Origin of the sequence: Serratia sp. PAMC26656 (assembly GCF_016469055.2) — a bacterium.
Classification (GTDB): domain Bacteria; phylum Pseudomonadota; class Gammaproteobacteria; order Enterobacterales; family Enterobacteriaceae; genus Serratia; species Serratia plymuthica.
The window spans coordinates 1,807,629-1,826,930 of sequence record NZ_CP150486.1; the positions used below are offsets into that span (position 1 = coordinate 1,807,629).

General features: G+C 55.7%; 14 protein-coding genes. 6 read left to right on the forward strand and 8 right to left on the reverse strand.

Annotation, left to right across the window (positions count from 1 at the left end):
- Nucleotides 1-40: 40 nt before the first annotated feature.
- Complete coding sequence (gene trxB, locus JEM67_RS09190; RefSeq protein ID WP_006324539.1) at nt 41-1,012, reverse strand: thioredoxin-disulfide reductase; 972 nt, start codon at nt 1,010-1,012, stop codon at nt 41-43.
- A 670-nt stretch (nt 1,013-1,682) separates the two neighbouring features.
- On the opposite strand from trxB, the gene lrp reads away from it, so the two are divergent.
- The 5 genes from lrp (at nt 1,683) to serS (ending at nt 9,419) form a co-directional block, all read left to right on the forward strand.
- Nucleotides 1,683-2,177: a leucine-responsive transcriptional regulator Lrp gene (gene lrp / locus JEM67_RS09195; RefSeq protein WP_004928318.1), complete on the forward strand. Its 495-nt coding sequence runs from the start codon at nt 1,683-1,685 to the stop codon at nt 2,175-2,177.
- Nucleotides 2,178-2,297: 120 nt separating this feature from the next.
- Nucleotides 2,298-5,855: a DNA translocase FtsK 4TM domain-containing protein gene (locus JEM67_RS09200; protein WP_199635156.1), complete on the forward strand. Its 3,558-nt coding sequence runs from the start codon at nt 2,298-2,300 to the stop codon at nt 5,853-5,855.
- 199 nt (nt 5,856-6,054) lie between these two features.
- Nucleotides 6,055-6,666: an outer membrane lipoprotein chaperone LolA gene (gene lolA / locus JEM67_RS09205; RefSeq protein WP_004942614.1), complete on the forward strand. Its 612-nt coding sequence runs from the start codon at nt 6,055-6,057 to the stop codon at nt 6,664-6,666.
- Nucleotides 6,667-6,673: 7 nt separating this feature from the next.
- Nucleotides 6,674-8,017: a replication-associated recombination protein A gene (locus JEM67_RS09210; RefSeq protein ID WP_199635155.1), complete on the forward strand. Its 1,344-nt coding sequence runs from the start codon at nt 6,674-6,676 to the stop codon at nt 8,015-8,017.
- 109 nt (nt 8,018-8,126) lie between these two features.
- Nucleotides 8,127-9,419, forward strand: coding sequence for a serine--tRNA ligase (serS, locus tag JEM67_RS09215; protein WP_199635154.1), 1,293 nt, complete (start codon nt 8,127-8,129; stop codon nt 9,417-9,419).
- A gap of 59 nt (nt 9,420-9,478) precedes the next feature.
- Here serS and JEM67_RS09220 read toward each other — a convergent pair whose 3' ends face one another.
- The 3 genes from JEM67_RS09220 to JEM67_RS09230 form a co-directional block, all read right to left on the reverse strand.
- Entirely contained in the window at nt 9,479-10,090 is a 612-nt protein-coding gene (locus tag JEM67_RS09220; protein WP_199635153.1) for a LysE family translocator, read from the reverse strand.
- A gap of 98 nt (nt 10,091-10,188) precedes the next feature.
- Complete coding sequence (locus JEM67_RS09225) at nt 10,189-10,980, reverse strand: AraC family transcriptional regulator (protein ID WP_013812286.1); 792 nt, start codon at nt 10,978-10,980, stop codon at nt 10,189-10,191.
- 39 nt (nt 10,981-11,019) lie between these two features.
- The gene (locus JEM67_RS09230) at nt 11,020-11,388 is read right to left on the reverse strand and encodes a DUF1801 domain-containing protein (RefSeq protein WP_199635152.1); all 369 of its coding nucleotides are present in this window, start codon (nt 11,386-11,388) and stop codon (nt 11,020-11,022) included.
- 177 nt (nt 11,389-11,565) lie between these two features.
- On the opposite strand from JEM67_RS09230, the gene JEM67_RS09235 reads away from it, so the two are divergent.
- Nucleotides 11,566-12,711 carry an MFS transporter gene (locus tag JEM67_RS09235; protein ID WP_013812288.1) on the forward strand — a complete coding sequence of 382 codons (1,146 nt, stop codon included), beginning with the start codon at nt 11,566-11,568 and terminating at the stop codon, nt 12,709-12,711.
- Nucleotides 12,712-12,760: 49 nt separating this feature from the next.
- Here the strand turns inward: JEM67_RS09235 and pflA are convergent, their stop codons facing one another.
- The 4 genes from pflA to ycaO form a co-directional block, all read right to left on the reverse strand.
- Entirely contained in the window at nt 12,761-13,501 is a 741-nt protein-coding gene (gene pflA / locus JEM67_RS09240) for a pyruvate formate lyase 1-activating protein (protein ID WP_199635151.1), read from the reverse strand.
- Nucleotides 13,502-13,805: 304 nt separating this feature from the next.
- Entirely contained in the window at nt 13,806-16,088 is a 2,283-nt protein-coding gene (gene pflB / locus JEM67_RS09245) for a formate C-acetyltransferase (protein WP_199635150.1), read from the reverse strand.
- A 54-nt stretch (nt 16,089-16,142) separates the two neighbouring features.
- Nucleotides 16,143-17,003, reverse strand: coding sequence for a formate transporter FocA (focA, locus tag JEM67_RS09250; RefSeq protein ID WP_020438794.1), 861 nt, complete (start codon nt 17,001-17,003; stop codon nt 16,143-16,145).
- 492 nt (nt 17,004-17,495) lie between these two features.
- Nucleotides 17,496-19,259: a 30S ribosomal protein S12 methylthiotransferase accessory factor YcaO gene (gene ycaO / locus JEM67_RS09255; protein ID WP_199635149.1), complete on the reverse strand. Its 1,764-nt coding sequence runs from the start codon at nt 19,257-19,259 to the stop codon at nt 17,496-17,498.
- Nucleotides 19,260-19,302 lie beyond the last annotated feature (43 nt).

Here is a 19,302-nt window from a genome sequence, read left to right on the forward strand (position 1 = left end):
CGGCTGAAGCAGCCGCTTTTCAGGATAACAGAGCCTGCCGTTACAGCACTTCTGCGCCAGCGATGCCGTCCAGGTAACGCTCAGCATCCAGCGCTGCCATACAGCCGGTGCCGGCGGAAGTGATCGCCTGACGGTAGATATGGTCCATCACGTCACCCGCGGCGAATACGCCAGGAATGGTGGTCTGGGTGGCGTTGCCGTGAATACCGGACTGAACCTTGATATAGCCGTTTTCCAACTCCAGTTGGCCACCGAAGATGCTGGTGTTCGGGCTGTGTCCGATGGCGATAAATACGCCGGCCAGCGCCAGTTCCTGCGTTGCATTATCCGCTTTGGTACTGCGAATACGCACGCCGGTAACGCCCATCTGATCGCCCAGCACTTCATCCAGCGTATGGTCGGTATGCAGCACGATATTGCCGTTTTTCACTTTCTCCATCAGCCGGTCGATCAGGATCTTCTCTGAGCGGAAGCTGTCGCGGCGGTGGATCAGATGAACTTCAGCGGCGATGTTGGACAAATACAACGCTTCTTCCACGGCGGTATTGCCACCGCCGACGACCGCAACTTTCTGATTGCGGTAGAAGAAACCGTCACAGGTCGCGCAGGCGGAAACGCCTTTGCCCTTGAAGGCGTCTTCGGAAGGCATGCCCAGGTAACGGGCAGATGCGCCGGTGGCGATGATCAAAGCGTCACAGGTGTATTCGCCACTGTCGCCGAACAGGCGGAACGGACGGTTCTGCAGATCGACGCTGTTGATGTGATCGAACACGATCTCGGTCTGGAATTTTTCAGCGTGCTCGCGCATGCGCTCCATCAGTGCCGGGCCGGTCAAGCCTTCGGCATCACCAGGCCAGTTTTCCACTTCGGTAGTGGTGGTCAGCTGGCCACCTTGTTCCATACCGGTAATCAGTACCGGGCTCAGGTTTGCGCGCGCTGCGTAAACCGCGGCGGTGTAGCCGGCCGGGCCGGAACCCAGGATCAGTAATTTGCTATGTTTAGCCGTGCCCATGAATACCCTCTTTTCCCACAATGCGGACAATGAAACCGATTGTAGGGAAAATGCGACATTAAAAAAAGCGTCAGCAGATGTTGTTAACGATTTGTTTGATAGCCGTGACCTATTAATTATTGTTTTGCCGCCAAAACGAACGTAAAACGCAGCAATTTAACTTATGGAAGCCACTTGCCGACGTTATGCGTTCGTTCTGCCTGAGACACCAGATTTACCGGGTTTAAGCCGCTTTGCTCTGCGAGGGTTAAGCCAGCGATTCATAACTAAAAATGGGGTGCTGACTTTTCATGACGGCAGGTTCTTCTGATTTTGCTTCTTTTACTTTGACAATCCGCTGCGCATTTGCGAAAACATCATAGGAAGAAGAAATTATCCCCCTACCTACAGTAAATCGTACGTATTTGCGGCGGCGGTGCGGAATTTTGCGCCATTGTCGAAGCGGAGAGCGGCAGGTGAGGGGAACATCGCGTCAGCGAAGGCAATTTCCTTCTTGAGATGAACGTCATTTGAATCCGTTGTGCAGGGTTGACAGACAGGCTGCACAACGATGAATGATGGTAGTGAAGCATATGACAGGCATCGGGTCTTCGCTTGGAACAAGCCCTTACACATTGACGTTGGCTAGGGTGTGGCAAGTGCAGGGAAGAAAATAAGAGAGACAATAATAATGGCAGACAATAAGAAACGCCCGGGTAAAGATCTCGACCGTATCGACCGCAATATCCTGAATGAGCTGCAGAAGGATGGGCGTATTTCGAACGTTGAGCTTTCGAAGCGCGTGGGGCTATCCCCAACCCCATGTTTAGAACGCGTGCGCCGCCTCGAGCGCCAGGGTTTTATTCATGGCTATACCGCCTTGCTCAACCCGCATTATCTGGATGCGTCTTTGCTGGTTTTCGTGGAAATCACGCTGAACCGCGGTGCGCCGGATGTGTTTGAGCAATTTAACTCAGCAGTTCAAAAACTTGAAGAAATTCAGGAGTGTCATCTGGTGTCCGGTGATTTCGACTATCTGTTGAAAACCCGCGTGCCGGATATGTCGGCTTACCGTAAGTTGCTCGGTGAAACCTTGCTGCGTCTGCCGGGGGTTAACGACACCCGTACGTACGTGGTCATGGAAGAAGTCAAACAGAGTAACCGTCTGGTTATCAAAACACGGTAAGGTGCAGGTGCAAAACCTGATTAAATTGGTTACACTCCTGTTTATTCATACAGTTTCGGCGCCGGGGAAGCTTCTCGGCGCTGTTGCTATGTCAGCTAACAGGAACCTGGAGAGCCTTTCTTGAGCCAGGAATATACAGAAGATAAAGAAGTTACCCTGAAAAAACTCAGCAGTGGCCGCCGTTTGCTTGAAGCTGTGTTGATTGTGGTAGCCATTTTTGCCGTTTACCTCATGGCTGCCTTGGTCAGTTTCAATCCGTCTGACCCAAGTTGGTCGCAGACCGCGTGGCATGAGCCGATTCATAACCTGGGCGGTGGCGTCGGAGCCTGGATGGCCGACACGCTGTTCTTCACCTTCGGGGTACTTGCTTACGCAATACCGCCGATCATGCTGGTTTTGTGCTGGGCGGCTTACCGTCAGCGCGACAGCGGCGATTACATCGACTATTTTGCGCTCTCACTGCGCCTTATCGGCACGCTGGCGCTGGTGCTCACCTCGTGTGGCCTGGCGGCACTGAATGTCGACGATCTCTATTACTTCGCTTCCGGCGGCGTTATCGGCAGCTTGCTGAGCAACGCCATGCTGCCGTGGTTCAACGGCATTGGCGCAACGCTGGCATTATTGTGCGTATGGGCCGCAGGGCTCACGCTGTTTACCGGCTGGTCCTGGTTGGTGATCGCCGAGAGAATCGGCGGTGTGGTGCTGGGTACGGCCACTTTCATGACCAACCGTTCACGCCGTGAGGAGCGTTATCGCGACGATGACGACCGCTACGTGGACGACGAGCCGGAGCCGGCAGGGAAGGGTGCAGCCGTTGCTGTAGCCGCCTCTGCGGTTGCGGCCAATGCGGCGGAAGCGGAAGATGACGTACTGTTCTCTGCACCTTCGGTAACGGATGCCGCCAACGCCGCGGCAGAAGAGGCTGAAGATCCGCTGCTCAACGGTTTGCGGGCTAACGACGATGCCGATGTGGCACCTGTCGCGCCGGCGGCTGTCAGCACGCCGGTAACGCCTGCTCCCGCGCCGATAGCGGCCCCGGTGACGGCCCCCGCAGTAACGGCAGCGCCAACGGCTCCGGCCTCGGTGAACCAACACCCGATGAGTGCTGCGGTGGAGAACGCCGCGCCACCGCTGTATTCGTTTGAAATCCCTGAAGAGACGCCAGCGCCGAAAATGACGCGCCCGGCCGATCCTTACCGGGACGATGACGAGCCGCGTTTGGGACATTGGGACGCACCGGCCGTATCTCAGCCGCGCGATCGCTCTCCGTTTGATTTCTCTGCGGCTCAGCGTGACAACGTTGACGTTGGCATCTCGACTGGCTTTAGTGCCGGCGAGCCTGACGTTACGGCGTTTGGCAGCATGAAACCGCAGGCAGAAGCCGCAGCGGCGGTCGTTGCCGCCAATACCTTTATGCCGGCCTTTACGGCCACCAGCGACGGTAACTCGCAGGTGAAACAGGGCATCGGCCCCGAGTTGCCGCGGCCGAATCCGGTGCGTATTCCTACCCGGCGCGAGCTGGCTTCTTACGGCATCAAGCTGCCTTCGCAGCGTGTAGCCGAGCAGGAACAGCGCCCCCGCGATGATCAACCGCTGCAAACTGCGGAAAGCCATCAGCAAGATGAAGAAGCCTTGCAGGAAGCGGCGCTGCGTCAGGCGTTTGCCGAACAGCAAAGCCAGCGCTACGGTGAGGAATACCCGCAAGAGAATCAAGATGATGAGCAAGCCTTGCAGGAAGCGGCGTTGCGTCAGGCGTTTGCCGAGCAACAGCAGGCACGCTATGGCCAACAGGAGCCTGTGCCATCGGCGCCGATCGCCAATCCGGTAGATACCCGCAACGCGTTCAGCTTCTCGCCGATGGATGATTTGGTCGACGATAGCCTGAGTGAACCCTTGTTCACTCTGTCGCCGCAGCTTGAAGAGCGTATCGAGCAGCAAAGCGAACGTGAAGACGATGTTCCCTTTGGCCAGTTTGAGCCAGCGGCACCGGCTTATTCGTCGCCGTCTCAGACTCCGGCGCCGCAGCCATACCAGCCTGCTCAACCTGCTTACCAGCAGGCGCCACAGCAGCAGCCGCCAGCTTATCAGCAACCTGTGGCGCAACCGGCTCCGGCCACACCGCAGCAGCCGGCGATGGACAGCCTGATTCATCCGTTCCTGATGCGCAACGATATGCCGTTGCAAAAACCGACCACGCCGTTGCCGACGCTGGATCTGCTGACCGAAGCCCCGAAAGAGGTGGAGCCGGTGGACTCTTTCGCGTTGGAGCAGAAGGCGCGTTTGGTGGAAGCGAGTTTGGCCGACTACCGGGTGAAAGCCGACGTAGTGGATATTTTACCTGGCCCGGTTATTACCCGCTTTGAGCTGGATTTGGCACCGGGGGTCAAGGCCGCGCGTATTTCCAACCTGTCACGCGATCTGGCGCGCTCCCTGTCAACTTCCGCCGTGCGTGTGGTAGAGGTCATTCCCGGCAAGCCTTATGTCGGATTGGAGTTGCCTAACGTTAAGCGTCAGACGGTTTATCTGCGCGAAGTGCTGGATTGCCCAGCGTTCCGCGACAATCCGTCGCCGCTGGCGATCGTTCTGGGTAAAGACATTTCCGGTGAGCCGGTGGTGGCCGATTTGGCTAAAATGCCACACCTGTTGGTGGCGGGTACCACGGGCTCCGGTAAGTCGGTTGGGGTCAATGCCATGATCCTGAGCATCTTGTATAAGGCCACACCGAAAGAAGTGCGCTTTATCATGATTGACCCGAAAATGCTGGAACTGTCGGTTTATGAAGGCATTCCGCACCTGTTGACGGACGTTGTGACCGATATGAAAGACGCCGCTAACGCCCTGCGTTGGTGTGTTGCGGAGATGGAGCGTCGCTACAAGCTGATGTCTGCACTCGGCGTGCGTAACCTGGCCGGTTATAACGAACGCGTTGATCAGGCTGAAGCGATGGGGCGACCGATCCCGGATCCTTTCTGGAAGCCAAGCGATAGCATGGACATTACGCCGCCGGTGTTGGAGAAAGAGCCTTACATCGTGGTGATGGTGGACGAATTCGCCGATCTGATCATGACGGTGGGCAAGAAGGTTGAGGAACTGATCGCTCGTTTGGCACAGAAAGCACGTGCTGCGGGGATCCACCTGGTGCTGGCGACCCAGCGTCCGTCGGTGGATGTGATCACCGGCCTGATCAAGGCCAACATCCCAACCCGTATTGCCTTTACCGTATCCAGCAAGATTGACTCACGCACTATCCTCGATCAGGGCGGTGCCGAATCTCTGCTGGGGATGGGTGACATGCTGTATCTGGCGCCTAACTCCTCCATTCCTGTACGTGTGCATGGTGCATTTGTGCGCGATCAGGAAGTGCATGCGGTGGTCAAGGATTGGAAAGCGCGTGAGCGGCCTCAATATAAAGAGGGTATCCTCAGCGCCGGTGACGACGGTGAGGGTGGCGCTGGTGGCGGCCTGGAAGGTGACGAAGAGCTGGATCCGCTGTTTGATCAGGCGGTGGAGTTTGTGGTGGATAAACGCCGCGCCTCTATCTCCGGCGTGCAGCGTCAGTTCCGCATCGGCTATAACCGCGCTGCGCGCATCATCGAACAGATGGAAGCTCAGGGCATTGTCAGCGAGCAGGGGCATAACGGCAACCGCGAGGTGCTGGCACCGCCACGGCATGACTGATGAAGCTTTAATCGTTGTTATTCAATAATAAAGGGCCGCTTAGCGGCCCTTGTGCAAAGAAGCGTAAACCTGTCTGCTTCTCGGAACATTGGCCTATCTGCCGGCTTGTGGCTTCGGGTAAAGTAACGTTGGTTAAGGGTTAATTTGACCCGCACGGCACCGCCTTGCGGTTAACGCATTTCATAAGGTATCTGGAATAATGAAAAAACTGTTGGTTGCCTGTTGTCTGCTTTCGGGATTCGCTTCCACCTCTGTGCTGGCCGACGCCGCACAGGATCTGCAAAGTCGTCTGGCGAAAGTGAACAGTTTCCACGCCAGTTTCTCCCAGACCGTGACCAGCAGCGATGGCGCTGCGGTACAGCAGGGCGAAGGCGAATTGTGGGTGAAACGCCCGAATCTGTTTAACTGGCACATGACCTCACCTGACGAGAGCGTGCTGGTATCGGATGGCCAAACCCTGTGGTTTTATAACCCGTTTGTCGAGCAGGTCACTGCCACCTGGCTGAAAAATGCCACCGGCAACACGCCGTTTATGCTGATCACCCGCAACGATGCCAATGACTGGAAACAGTATAATGTGAAGCAGAAAGGCGACGATTTTGAGCTGACGCCAAAATCCAGCAGCGGTAACCTGAAACAGTTCGCCATTACTGTGACCAACAGCGGGACTATCCGCAGTTTTGCCGCAGTTGAGCAGGACGGCCAGCGCAGCTCTTACGCGCTGAAAAGTCAGCAAAACACCACTGTTGACGCTGCCAAATTCAAATTTACCCCGCCGAAGGGGGTGACGCTGGACGACCAGCGCCAGTGAGGCCTGCGTGAGTAATATGTCGCTCGATTTTTCCCAGAATGAGTTCCAGCCGTTGGCCGCGCGGATGCGGCCAACCACGCTGGCGCAGTATATCGGCCAGCAACACTTGCTGGCTGCCGGCAAGCCTTTGCCGCGTGCCATCGAGGCAGGGCAACTGCATTCGATGATTCTGTGGGGGCCGCCGGGCACCGGGAAAACGACGCTGGCAGAGCTGATCGGCCGTTACGGCCAGGCGGATGTCGAGCGGATTTCCGCCGTCACGTCCGGCATCAAAGAGATCCGCGAGGCGATCGAACGCGCACGACAGAACCGTGACGCCGGTCGCCGCACTATTTTGTTTGTCGATGAGGTGCACCGCTTCAATAAAAGCCAGCAGGATGCTTTCCTGCCGCATATTGAAGATGGCACCATCACCTTTATCGGCGCGACGACCGAAAACCCGTCTTTTGAGCTCAATTCGGCGCTGCTTTCACGCGCCCGGGTGTATTTGTTGAAAGCGCTGACCGCCGAAGATATCAGCCAGGTGCTGGATCAGGCGATGAAGGACAATAGCCGGGGGTTCGGTGGCCAGAATATCGAGCTGCCCGAAGAGACGCGCCGCATGCTGTCGGAGCTGGTGGGCGGCGATGCGCGCCGGGCGCTGAACAGCCTGGAGATGATGGCGGATATGGCGGAAATCGACACCAAAGGCATCCGCGTTTTGACGCCGTCATTGTTAAAAGAGGTCTCCGGTGAACGCAGTGCGCGCTTCGACAATAAAGGCGATCGTTATTACGATTTGATCTCGGCGCTGCATAAATCGGTGCGCGGTTCGGCACCGGATGCCGCGCTGTACTGGTATGCGCGCATTATTACCGCCGGTGGCGATCCGCTGTATGTGGCGCGTCGCCTGTTGGCGATTGCGTCCGAGGATGTCGGCAATGCCGATCCGCGCGGCATGCAGGTGGCGATTGCGGCCTGGGATTGCTTTACCCGCGTCGGCCCGGCGGAGGGCGAACGGGCAATTGCCCAGGCCATCGTCTATCTGGCCTGCGCGCCGAAAAGCAACGCCGTGTACACCGCTTTCAAAGCGGCGATGCGCGACGCCCGAGAGATGGCTGATTACGACGTACCGGAGCACCTGCGCAATGCGCCGACCAAGCTGATGAAGGAAATGGGGTTAGGCGCGGAGTATCGCTACGCGCACGACGAACCCAATGCTTATGCCGCCGGGGAGGACTATTTCCCACCTGAAATGGCCAAGACCCGTTACTATCATCCGACCGCACGCGGACTGGAAGGCAAAATCGGTGAAAAGCTGGCATGGCTGGCTGAGCAGGATCAAAATAGCCCGACAAAACGCTACCGCTAGCGTTGCCGTTGCGGTAAGGTTACCGGGCATCACTCTTTCTTTATACGGCTTATATTCAGCCGTATAAAACGACAAATTTTCTTTCAATAACAATAAGCACAGGATTAGCATGCTCGATCCCAATCTGCTGCGTAATGAGCTAGACGCAGTCGCCGTCAAACTGGCTCGCCGAGGCTTTAAACTCGATCTGGATCTGCTGCGTTCGCAAGAAGAGCGCCGCAAAGTTCTGCAGGTAGAATCCGAAACGCTGCAGGCAGAACGTAACTCCCGATCGAAATCCATCGGCGCGGCTAAAGCACGCGGGGAAGACATTGAGCCGCTGCGTCGTGAAGTGAACGAACTGGGTGATAAGCTGGATGTTGCCAAGGCCGCATTGGATACCTTGCAGACCGAAATCCGCGATTACGCCCTAACGTTGCCGAACCTGCCTGACGATGCCGTGCCGAACGGTAAAGATGACAGCGAGAACCAGGAAGTGTGCCGCTGGGGCGAACCGCGCCAGTACGATTTTCAGGTGCGCGATCACGTCGATCTGGGTGAAATGGCCGGTGGGCTGGATTTCGCCGCAGCGGTAAAATTGACGGGTTCACGCTTTGTGGTGATGAAAGGGCAGATCGCCCGCATGCACCGCGCGTTGTCGCAATTCATGCTGGATCTGCATACGGAACAACACGGCTATCTGGAAGCCTACGTGCCGTACCTGGTCAACCACGCCACGTTGTATGGCACCGGTCAGTTACCGAAGTTTGGCGATGATCTGTTCCATACCAAACCGTTGGAAGAAGAGTCCGACAGCAGCAACTATGCGCTGATCCCAACGGCGGAAGTGCCGTTGACCAATCTGGTGCGTGACGAGATCCTGGAAGAGGAATCCCTGCCGCTGAAGATGACCGCGCACACGCCATGTTTCCGTGCAGAAGCTGGTTCGTATGGGCGTGACACCCGTGGTTTGATCCGTATGCACCAGTTCGACAAGGTCGAGATGGTACAGATCGTTCGCCCAGAAGATTCCATGGCGGCGCTTGAAGAGCTGACCGGCCATGCTGAGAAAGTGCTGCAACTGCTGAACCTGCCGTACCGTAAAGTCTTGCTGTGTACCGGTGACATGGGCTTCGGCGCTTGCAAAACCTACGATCTGGAAGTGTGGCTGCCGGCGCAAGACACCTACCGTGAAATCTCTTCCTGTTCAAACATGTGGGATTTCCAGGCGCGCCGCATGCAGGCTCGTTGCCGCAGCAAAACCGAGAAGAAGCCGCGTTTGGTGCACACGCTGAACGGTTCTGGTCTGGCTGTGGGGCGTACGCTGGTAGCCGTGCTGGAAAACTACCAGCAGGCCGACGGTCGCATTCAGGTGCCGGAAGTTCTGCGCCCTTACATGAATGGCCTGGAATATATCGGCTGAAAAGCAAACCAGTAAGAAAGCGCCTGCGGGCGCTTTTTTTATGTCTGAAAATCAGCGGGTCAGTGGCTGGTCAACGCCAATTTGATGGCGAGACCGATAAATGCCAGGGAAACCGACCAGCGTATACAGTGCATCACGCGAGCATTCCCCAGAATGCGATGCCGGACGCGAGCGGCAAAGGCGCCATAAAGAGAGAAAATCACGAACGTCATTACGGCGAATACCGCAGAAAGTATCAGCATGGTGCGGGCAGGATGCGCATCTCCTACGGTGATAAACTGTGGGAGAAACGCCAGAAAGAAAATGGACAGTTTGGGGTTGAGTGCGTTGGCTACGACGGCATACCGCACCAGAGCGCCGTCTGTGGAAGGCGAATTGGACTGAGACAGGGCCAGCGGCCCTTTTTCACGCAGCGTTTCCCACCCCATAAACAACAAATAAACCACGCCAAGGTACTTCACCAAGCCAAAGGCCAGGGCACTGGTTTGCAACAGTGCGGCCAATCCGGTCACTGCAGCCAGCATATGGGGTAATACGCCCAGGGTGCAGCCCGCAGCTGCTACCAGGGCGCTGCGCGTACCTTGCTGCAGCCCGGTGGACAGGGTAATCAGCGCGCCGGTCCCCGGCGAAATGACGATCAGTAATGAGGTGAACAGGAAATCTGCATTCACGGGTAAAGCTCCTTTTGGCGATAATTGGCACCCAGTTTCAGGTGAAGGAGCCATACAGTCTTGAACGAAATTGCAGCCCGCCTTTGCAGCGGCAAAGTTCAGGCTGATTGCCGGGAGAAAGAGCCGGGAGTGTACCCAAAACTCCTGACGAACAGGCGTGTCATGTGGCTTTGATCGGCGAAGCCGCAGGCATCGGCCACCTCCGCCAGCCCGTCACCGGCGAGAATAAGTCGGCGCGCCAGCAACAGACGGCGTTGCAGCAGATAAGCATGTGGCGTCAGACCGGTGCGGCGTTTGAACCCGCGTAAGAGTTGGTATTGGCTCAGGCCGGCTTCGGCGGCCAACTCGGCCAACGTCAGTGGGCTGCCTGGTCCGTCGTCAATCATTTCCCTTGCGCGGACAATGCCATCTTGAGGGAAGGCTAAAGGGGGATGCGGGATTTCAGCCAGGGCTGCGGTCATGACCAGCAAAGTTTCTTGGGCGGCCAGCGCATCACTTTGCGTTACGGCGCAGAACAGCCGGTTAAAGCAGGCGGCCAGTTGATGATTGCTGAAAACCGGGCGGCTGAATTCCCCGGAGGTAAATCTCCCCTCGCTGATATCCGCGAAGCATTGATTGAGCCGTTCCGGGTGGCAGTAGATCATGCGCCAGGCTCTGGTACCGGCGAGGGGAGAGCCGTCATGCACTTCTCCGGGGTTCACGGTGATGATGTCCCCTGCGGATGATTCAACGCGGCCTCTGCCGCTTAGCGATTTCTGGGCGCCACGATCCATCAGGCCAATGCCAAACTGGTCGTGAGTATGGCGGCCAAAGGAAAAATCCGTGTCCGCCGTTACCATTTCCATACCACGGAGGCGGCTGGGGACGATCTGAATGGCACGTTTTTTCATCATCTTATCCTTATGGTGCGCCGCAGATGCACGCCGGTTTTAGCGTGGAGGCTCAAGCTCATAGGCCAGTCTGGCGTAATCTGCCAGATGTTTTGCCTCTACATCGGTAACCGAATAAAGCTTGATATGCCGGCGATACTTACCCCCGCCCTCCAGCATCCGATAGCGGTCTTCGAGCAGATAGCCCCGGCCAAACTCAACCGTCACATGGCCGCTGTAGGCGAACACGCCGCAGAAAAACGCCGTATGGGCAAACATGATGCCGCCATATTTTACCGATTCACTGACGTCGCCACCGGTTGCCGCGACCACCTGGCGAACACGTTGCACTACGTCCAGAAGTTCACCATGGGTGCTGCTTATATCCGCCAGCAATGTGCCGACGGCATTATCGATAGTCTGTTTCATTATGCCTCTGCGGGAGTGAATTTCTTCTGCCGTCAGCATAGCCCTTTTTGCTCCGCGTTGCCCCTGCTGCCGGGAGTGAAACAAATTGTGCGGTGCATAGATAAGAGCGGATTGACTTTTTTATCGCCAGTGGCATGATGCGCGCACTCTCATCGCGCGTTCGGTTTCAATTTCATTATGTCCGCATATTCCCGCCCAGTGCTCCTGCTGCTCTGCGGCCTGTTATTGCTCACGGTTTCTATTGCCGTATTGAATACGTTAGTCCCTCTTTGGTTGACTCACGCTCAGTTGTCAACCGGCCAGGTGGGGATGGTGAGTTCTTCTTACTTTACCGGCAACTTGGTAGGCACGCTGATAGCGGGCAAACTGATCAAACGCATCGGCTTTACCCGCAGCTATCATCTTGCCTGCGTGGTGTTTGCCGTCGCGACGGCCGGTATGGCGCTGTCGCTCGATTTTTGGAGCTGGATGGGTTGGCGTTTCTTTGCCGGCATTGGCTGCGCCTGGATTTGGGTGATCGTTGAAAGCGCCTTACTTCGCAGTGGTAACCTGTCCAACCGCGGGCAACTGTTGGCGGCCTATATGATGGTTTACTATCTTGGCACCGTGATTGGTCAACTGCTGTTGAGCCTGGTATCGACCGAATTGCTGAACGTGGTGCCGTGGGTGGCTACCATCATCATCTGCGCCATGCTGCCCATGCTGTTTGCACGGGTTAACAGCCAGCATGACGAACCGCAGCAGGCGGCGGTATGGCCAATGCTGAAACGCCGCAGCGCGCGGCTGGGCATCAATGGTTGCATTATCTCCGGTATTGTACTCGGTTCACTGTATGGCCTGATGCCGCTGTATTTATCCCACCAGGGTATGAGCGACGCCAACGTCGGTTACTGGATGGCGCTGTTGGTCAGCTCCGGTATTGTCGGGCAGTGGCCGGTAGGGCGCCTGGCCGATCGCTATGGCCGCCTGTTGGTGCTGCGCATTCAGGTGTTTGTGGTGATCCTCGCCAGTGTGGCGATGCTTGGCAACTATGCCATGGCGCCGGCACTGTTTATTCTCGGCTGTGCCGGTTTCACGTTGTACCCGGTGGCGATGTCCTGGGCCTGCGAGAAAGCGCTGCCGCATGAGTTGGTGGCGATGAATCAGGCGTTGCTGATGAGCTACACTATCGGCAGCCTGCTTGGCCCGTCAATGACGGCATTGTTGATGCAGAATTATTCCGACCGCCTGCTGTTTGTGATGATTGCTGCCGTTGCGCTGGTGTACCTGATGATGTTGCTGAAAAAGCCAAACCATCACCAGACTCCGCTGGCTGCTGCCTGAGATCAAAAAAACCGGCCATTGCGCCGGTTTTTTGATCTCGGCAAAAAGATCAATAAATCACTTTATGGCCGTAGCTTTCCAGAATGCCTTTGACGCGATCCATCGTGTCCGCTTTTGGTGGATGGACGCCGTCCAGCTTGTACTCTTCCCCCATCGCTACCCATTTGTGCTTACCGAGTTCGTGATAGGGCAGCAGCTCGATTTTCTCGATGTTGGTCATGTCCTTGGTGAACTCACCCAGCATGTGCGTTGATTTGTCATCGTCGGACCAACCGGGCACCACCACATAACGGATCCAGGTGCGCTGATTGCGCTTCGCCAGATAGCGGGCGAAGTCGAGCGTGCGGTGGTTGGAGGCGCCGACCAGGTTCTGATGAATGTCGTCGTTCATCTGTTTCAGATCCAGCATCACCAGATCGGTGGCGTCCAGCAACTCGTCGATCACCGGATCGTAACGACGCACAAAACCGTTGGTATCCAGGCAGGTATTGATACCTTCCTGCTGGCAGGCACGGAACCAGTCACGGACAAACTCGGCCTGCAAAATGGCTTCGCCACCGGAGGCCGTCACACCGCCGCCGGAAGCGTTCATAAAGTGCCGATAAGCGACGGTGTCTTTCATCAGCTCTTCTACGGTGACTTCTTTGCCGCCATGAGTGTCCCAGGTGTCGCGGTTATGGCAATACAGGCAGCGCATCAGGCAACCCTGGAAGAAAACGATAAAGCGGATCCCGGGACCGTCGACGGTGCCACAGGATTCGAAGGAGTGGATACGGCCGTTCACTGACATTGCAGGGGGTTCTCCAATATTGACTGTCAAACGCAGTCTAAAAATAGGCTCATAACCGCCGGCCAGGGATCAGCGATGCAGCAACCGGGTGGGCCCGGCGGCTGGGGTGGAACGATTCCTGCTGGCCGGTTGTTACGCCGGATAACTGTTTTGCCGGATATCCATCACTTTCATTCAGTATAGCTATCTGGCAAAACAGACTCGTGATGAGTCAGGGAAACTGCGTTTGTTAAAAAGGCCGGAAAGATCCGGCCCCGGTATTCAGCTTAACCACCGGGCGGGAAAAACCGCCCGGATGGGGCAATTACATCGACTGGGTGAAAGTACGAGTAATCACGTCTTGCTGTTGTTCTTTGGTCAGCGAGTTGAAACGTACGGCATAACCGGATACGCGGATAGTCAGCTGAGGGTATTTCTCAGGGTTTTCCATCGCTTCCAGCAGCATTTCACGGTTCATCACGTTGACGTTCAGGTGCTGGCCGCCTTCGATGGAGGCTTCGTGATGGAAGTAACCGTCCATCAGGCCCGCCAGGTTGGCTTTACGCACGTCGTCATCTTTACCCAGAGCGTTTGGCACGATGGAGAAGGTGTAGGAGATCCCGTCCTTCGCGTAAGCAAACGGCAGTTTGGCTACCGAGGTCAGGGATGCTACTGCGCCTTTCTGGTCGCGGCCGTGCATTGGGTTGGCACCAGGACCGAATGGAGCGCCTGCGCGACGACCATCTGGAGTGTTACCGGTTTTCTTGCCGTACACCACGTTAGAGGTGATGGTCAGTACGGACTGGGTCGGTACCGCATTACGGTAGGTACGCAGTTTCTGAATTTTCTTCATGAAACGTTCTACCAGGTCACAGGCGATGTCATCAACGCGGGCATCGTTGTTACCGAACTGCGGGTATTCACCTTCGATTTTGAAGTCGGTCGCCAGGCCGTCTTCATCACGGATGGTGGAGACTTTGGCGTACTTGATGGCAGACAGGGAGTCGGCCGCTACCGACAGACCGGCGATGCCGCAGGCCATGGTGCGGTAAACGTCACGGTCATGCAGGGCCATCAGCGCAGCTTCATAGCTGTACTTGTCGTGCATGTAGTGAATGATGTTCAGCGCGGTCACGTACTGCTTGGCCAGCCAGTCCATAAAGTGATCCATGCGTTCCATGACTTTGTCATAGTCCAGCACGTCATCCATCATTGGCGCTTCTTTCGGGCCTACCTGGATTTTCAGTTTTTCATCGACGCCGCCGTTGATGGCGTACAACATGGTTTTCGCCAGGTTGGCGCGGGCACCGAAGAACTGCATTTGTTTGCCGACGATCATCGGGCTGACGCAACAGGCGATGGCATAGTCATCGTTGTTGAAGTCAGGGCGCATCAGATCGTCGTTTTCGTACTGTACGGAGGAGGTGTCGATAGACACTTTCGCCGCGTATTTTTTGAAGTTCAACGGCAGCTTTTCAGACCACAGGATGGTCATGTTCGGTTCCGGAGACGGCCCCATGGTGTACAGGGTGTTCAGGAAACGGAAGCTGTTTTTGGTGACCAGCGTACGGCCGTCAACGCCCATACCCGCCAGGGATTCAGTCGCCCAAATTGGGTCGCCGGAGAACAGCTCATCATACTCAGGGGTACGCAGGAAGCGCACCATACGCAGTTTCATTACCAGGTGGTCAATCAGTTCCTGCGCTTGCTCTTCGTTCAACTTGCCCGCTTTGATATCGCGCTCGATGAACACGTCAAGGAAGGTGGACACGCGGCCGAAGGACATTGCTGCACCGTTCTGGGATTTCACCGCGGCCAGGTAGCCGAAGTAGGTCCACTGCACGGCTTCTTGCGCGGTAGTCGCTGGGCTGGAGATGTCGCAGCCGTATTTGGCGGCCATTTCTTTAATCTGGGCCAGAGCGCGGTGTTGTTCAGCGATTTCTTCACGCAGCTGAATGGTCATTTCCAGATCTTCGCCGTTTTCCAGCTTGCTCTGCAATGACTTGAACTGGTTCAGCTTGTCGGCCATCAGGAAGTCGATACCGTACAGCGCAACGCGGCGGTAATCACCGATGATACGACCACGGCCGTAGGCATCCGGCAGACCGGTCAGCACGCCGGATTTGCGGCAGTTCAGGATGTCTTTGGTGTAAACGTCGAATACACCCTGGTTGTGGGTCTTACGGTAGTCGGTGAAGACTTTTTTCAGCTGTGGATCCAGTTCGCGGCCATAAACCTTGCAAGAACCTTCAACCATTTTGATACCGCCGAATGGGATCAGCGCGCGTTTCAGTGGCTCGTCGGTCTGCAAGCCAACGATGGTTTCCAGATCTTTGGCAATGTAGCCTGCGTCATGGGAAGTGATGGTAGCGACGACGTTGGTGTCGAAATCAACTGGCGCATGGGTGCGGTTCTCCAGTTTGATCCCTTCCATAACCTTGTCCCACAGGGTGGAGGTGGCCTGAGTTGCGCCAGCCAGGAAGGATTCATCACCCTCGTAAGGAGTGTAGTTTTTCTGGATGAAGTCACGAACGTTGACTTCATTCTGCCAGTCACCTTTGCTGAAACCTTCCCAAGCTTTGGCTAACTTCTCGTTAAGTTCGGTCATTATACACCTACCTTTAATTGTGGATTTCTAACTCGGCGCACGGTCATTAACAGCTTAATGCTGTTGTTCACCACCACGCAGATAAATTACCCAGTAAGTCAACCCAACCAGCAGGCCGCCGCCAATGATATTGCCAATGGTGACTGGGATCAGATTGTCGATGATGAAGTTGCTTACGGTCAGATGAGCAAACTGCTCGGGTGTTGCCCCTACGGCTTGCCAGAACTCCGGCGTGGCGAAGTGTTTAACCACGATACCCATAGGGATCATAAACATATTGGCGATGCTGTGTTCGAAACCGCTGGCGACGAACATGCCGACCGGCAGGATCATGGCGAACATTTTGTCCATCAGGCTGCGGCCGGAATAACTCATCCACACTGCCAGGCAAACCATCAGGTTAGCCAGAATACCGAGGCAGACCGCCTCAACAAAAGTGTGGTGCAGCTTGTGGTCAGCGGTTTGCAGGACGTTCAGACCCCATTGGCCGTTGGCCACCATGTGTTCGCCGGAAAACCAGATGAGTGCCACAAATAACAGGGCGCCAATCAGGTTGCCGATATAGACATTCAACCAGTTGGCTGCCAGTTGGGACCAACTGATACGGCCGCTGGCCTTGGCAATCACAATCAGCACGGTTGAGGTGAACAGGTCTGCACCTGAGACCACGACCAGCATTAACCCCAGAGAGAAACAGATGCCGCCGACCAGTTTTGCCAGGCCGAAGGGCACACCGGCAGTGCCGGTAGTCGCAGTGATATAAAATACGAACGCGATGGAAATAAAGACGCCGGCAGTGATCGCCAAATAAAACGTTTTCAGCGGATGCTTGGTGGCTTTATACACACCTGCATCTTCAGCGATTTTCGCCGTTGCCGCAGGTAATATCAGATCGAAGGGGTTGTCAGCTTTCACACTAACTCTCTCTCTTAAGGGTTAAAACAACGCAATGAGATACTAGCAAAGCAGTATAGGGTAAAAATTGATTTGGATCATAAGGCGAGGAACTAGAGGGGGTAAAAACCAGATAAATCGCAAGGTTAATTAGGTTAATTATTTGATTTTTAAGTGAAAACTATTTTTTAATGTTTGCAAATAATTTTGAATCGGTGGGGTGAATACCCCTAATAAAGGTTAAATATTTATGCGTATTGTCTATTTTTGACGGCTAAAGTTGACTTATCGGTTAATTATTATTTCACCAACCTGCAACAATTAACGTTTTGTTTGTCTTGCTTGTTGATAAGTACGTAATTAGCCGGAAAAAATAAAAGAAGAAAACGGTGATTTAACCGTCAAAATAAGATCTGGCTATTTTCTTTGCTGCGTTTACGAATGCCATGTACAGCGAACTACCCCTTTAGGAGTGGCGCCGGCAGGCAAGCTGCCGACGCATTAAGACTGCGGTTATGCCTGTGCCCAGTGGCGGCGCTTGGCGTTTTGCAGTTTTTCGTAGGCCGCCAGCAGCGCCTGATGCGCCGGTAACGCTTTCAGATCGCTGTCGACAGCGAACAAGCCGTTAAAGCGCTCTTCGCCGCTGATGGCCGCAGAGGCGGCGTCGACCGCTTCCTGACCGTACATTTTCACGAAGGCGCCGTAGTACTGCGCCGGATCGCGCTCAGGCTCCTGCGTCAGCAGCAGCAGGGTTTGCAGGCAACGGTAGTAATTGCTGCGCGCCGGGCTCAATACCGAACCGTTAAAGTCCTGGGTCCATTCCGCCCAGATCAGAGCCTGTTCCATATCGCCGCCCGCGAGTGCCAGCATGGATTTCAGCTCGCCCACGCGCAGGGTATGCCAGGCGTTGTCTTTACCGGATGCAATGCCCAGCAACTCACGCACGCGGGTGAAATCGTCCAGCCCTTCGTCATCCAGTCGCTCAATCAGCGCCAGATATTCTTGTGGCTCCCATTCGCTGCCCGGCAGTGCCAGAAGGGTATCACGCAGGTGCGCGCCCATGCTGTTATTGGCCAGCAACAGGTCTTCCGCCGGGTAGATGTCGGACATGCCGGGTACGATGATACGGCAGGCGTAAACGTCCAGGTGCTCGTAGTCGGCGATGTACACTTCGGCACTTTCTTTGTCGAAAATACTCATCAGCGTGGCGAATTCTTCCTGCGTGCTGCCGCTGAAGCTCCAGTCGACAAACGGATAATCCGCATCCTGCTTGAACATGTCCCAGGAGATCAAACCGCTGGAATCGATAAAGTGGGTTTCCAGATTGGTGTGTTCGGCCACTTCTTCGTCATCGAAGGTTGGCGCGGTGAACACGTCCAGATCCTTCAGACTACGGCCCTGCAGCAGTTCAGTCACGGTACGCTCAAGCGCCACGCCGAAGTCAGGATGAGCGCCGAACGAGGCGAAACAGGTGCCGTTGGCCGGGTTGAACAGCACTACGCAGATTACCGGGTAGTTGCCGCCCAATGAGGCGTCATAGGACAGGATCGGGAAGCCTTCCTGTTCCAGGCGGGCAATAGCTTCCACCACGCCCGGATAGCGGTTCAATACGTCGGCCGGGATCTCCGGCAGGCTGATGGATTCGGCGATAATGCGGTTTTTCACATAACGCTCGAAGACTTCGGAAAGGCCTTGTACGCGGGCTTCGTTCGCGGTGTTACCGGCGGACATGCCGTTGGACACGTACAGGTTGCCGATGATGTTCATCGGGATATAGACCGTCTGCTGGTCTGACTGACGGGAGAACGGCAGGGCGCAGATGCCGCGATCGCCATTGCCGGATTGCAGATCGATCAGATCGCCGGCGGTCAGTTCCTGCTCAGGATCGTAGAACGCATGCAGGCGTTCGTCGAGGATGCCTTCCGGCAGTGAATCGTCGGCCGGGATCGGGAACCATTTCTCATTCGGATAATGCACGAAATCACCTTCGGCAATTTGCTTACCCAAATAGAAATCGGCAAAGAAATAGTTGGTGGAAAGGCGCTCGAAGTATTCGCCCAAAGCGGAAGCCAGCGCGGCTTTTTGGCTGGCGCCTTTACCGTTGGTGAAGCACAGCGGGCAATCGCGATCGCGGATGTGAACCGACCATACGTGCGGCACCGGGTTCAGCCAGGAGGCTTCTTCGATATTAAAACCCAGATCGCTTAATTTCTGTTGGAAACGGGCGATGGAGTCTTCCAACGCGGCGTCTTTGCCAGGGATAAAAGTTTGCGTCATTGTCTTCACTTTTTGAGCGTACTAAAAACGCGCAATGATACGG

Excerpts from the sequence above, each read along its gene's own strand:
- trxB (WP_006324539.1), bottom strand. The coding sequence starts at position 1,012 with ATGGGCACGGCTAAACATAGCAAATTACTGATCCTGGGTTCCGGCCCG.
- lrp (WP_004928318.1), top strand. The coding sequence starts at position 1,683 with ATGGCAGACAATAAGAAACGCCCGGGTAAAGATCTCGACCGTATCGAC.
- lolA (WP_004942614.1), top strand. The coding sequence starts at position 6,055 with ATGAAAAAACTGTTGGTTGCCTGTTGTCTGCTTTCGGGATTCGCTTCC.
- serS (WP_199635154.1), top strand. The coding sequence starts at position 8,127 with ATGCTCGATCCCAATCTGCTGCGTAATGAGCTAGACGCAGTCGCCGTC.
- JEM67_RS09225 (WP_013812286.1), bottom strand. The coding sequence starts at position 10,980 with ATGAAAAAACGTGCCATTCAGATCGTCCCCAGCCGCCTCCGTGGTATG.
- JEM67_RS09230 (WP_199635152.1), bottom strand. The coding sequence starts at position 11,388 with ATGAAACAGACTATCGATAATGCCGTCGGCACATTGCTGGCGGATATA.
- JEM67_RS09235 (WP_013812288.1), top strand. The coding sequence starts at position 11,566 with ATGTCCGCATATTCCCGCCCAGTGCTCCTGCTGCTCTGCGGCCTGTTA.
- pflA (WP_199635151.1), bottom strand. The coding sequence starts at position 13,501 with ATGTCAGTGAACGGCCGTATCCACTCCTTCGAATCCTGTGGCACCGTC.
- pflB (WP_199635150.1), bottom strand. The coding sequence starts at position 16,088 with ATGACCGAACTTAACGAGAAGTTAGCCAAAGCTTGGGAAGGTTTCAGC.
- ycaO (WP_199635149.1), bottom strand. The coding sequence starts at position 19,259 with ATGACGCAAACTTTTATCCCTGGCAAAGACGCCGCGTTGGAAGACTCC.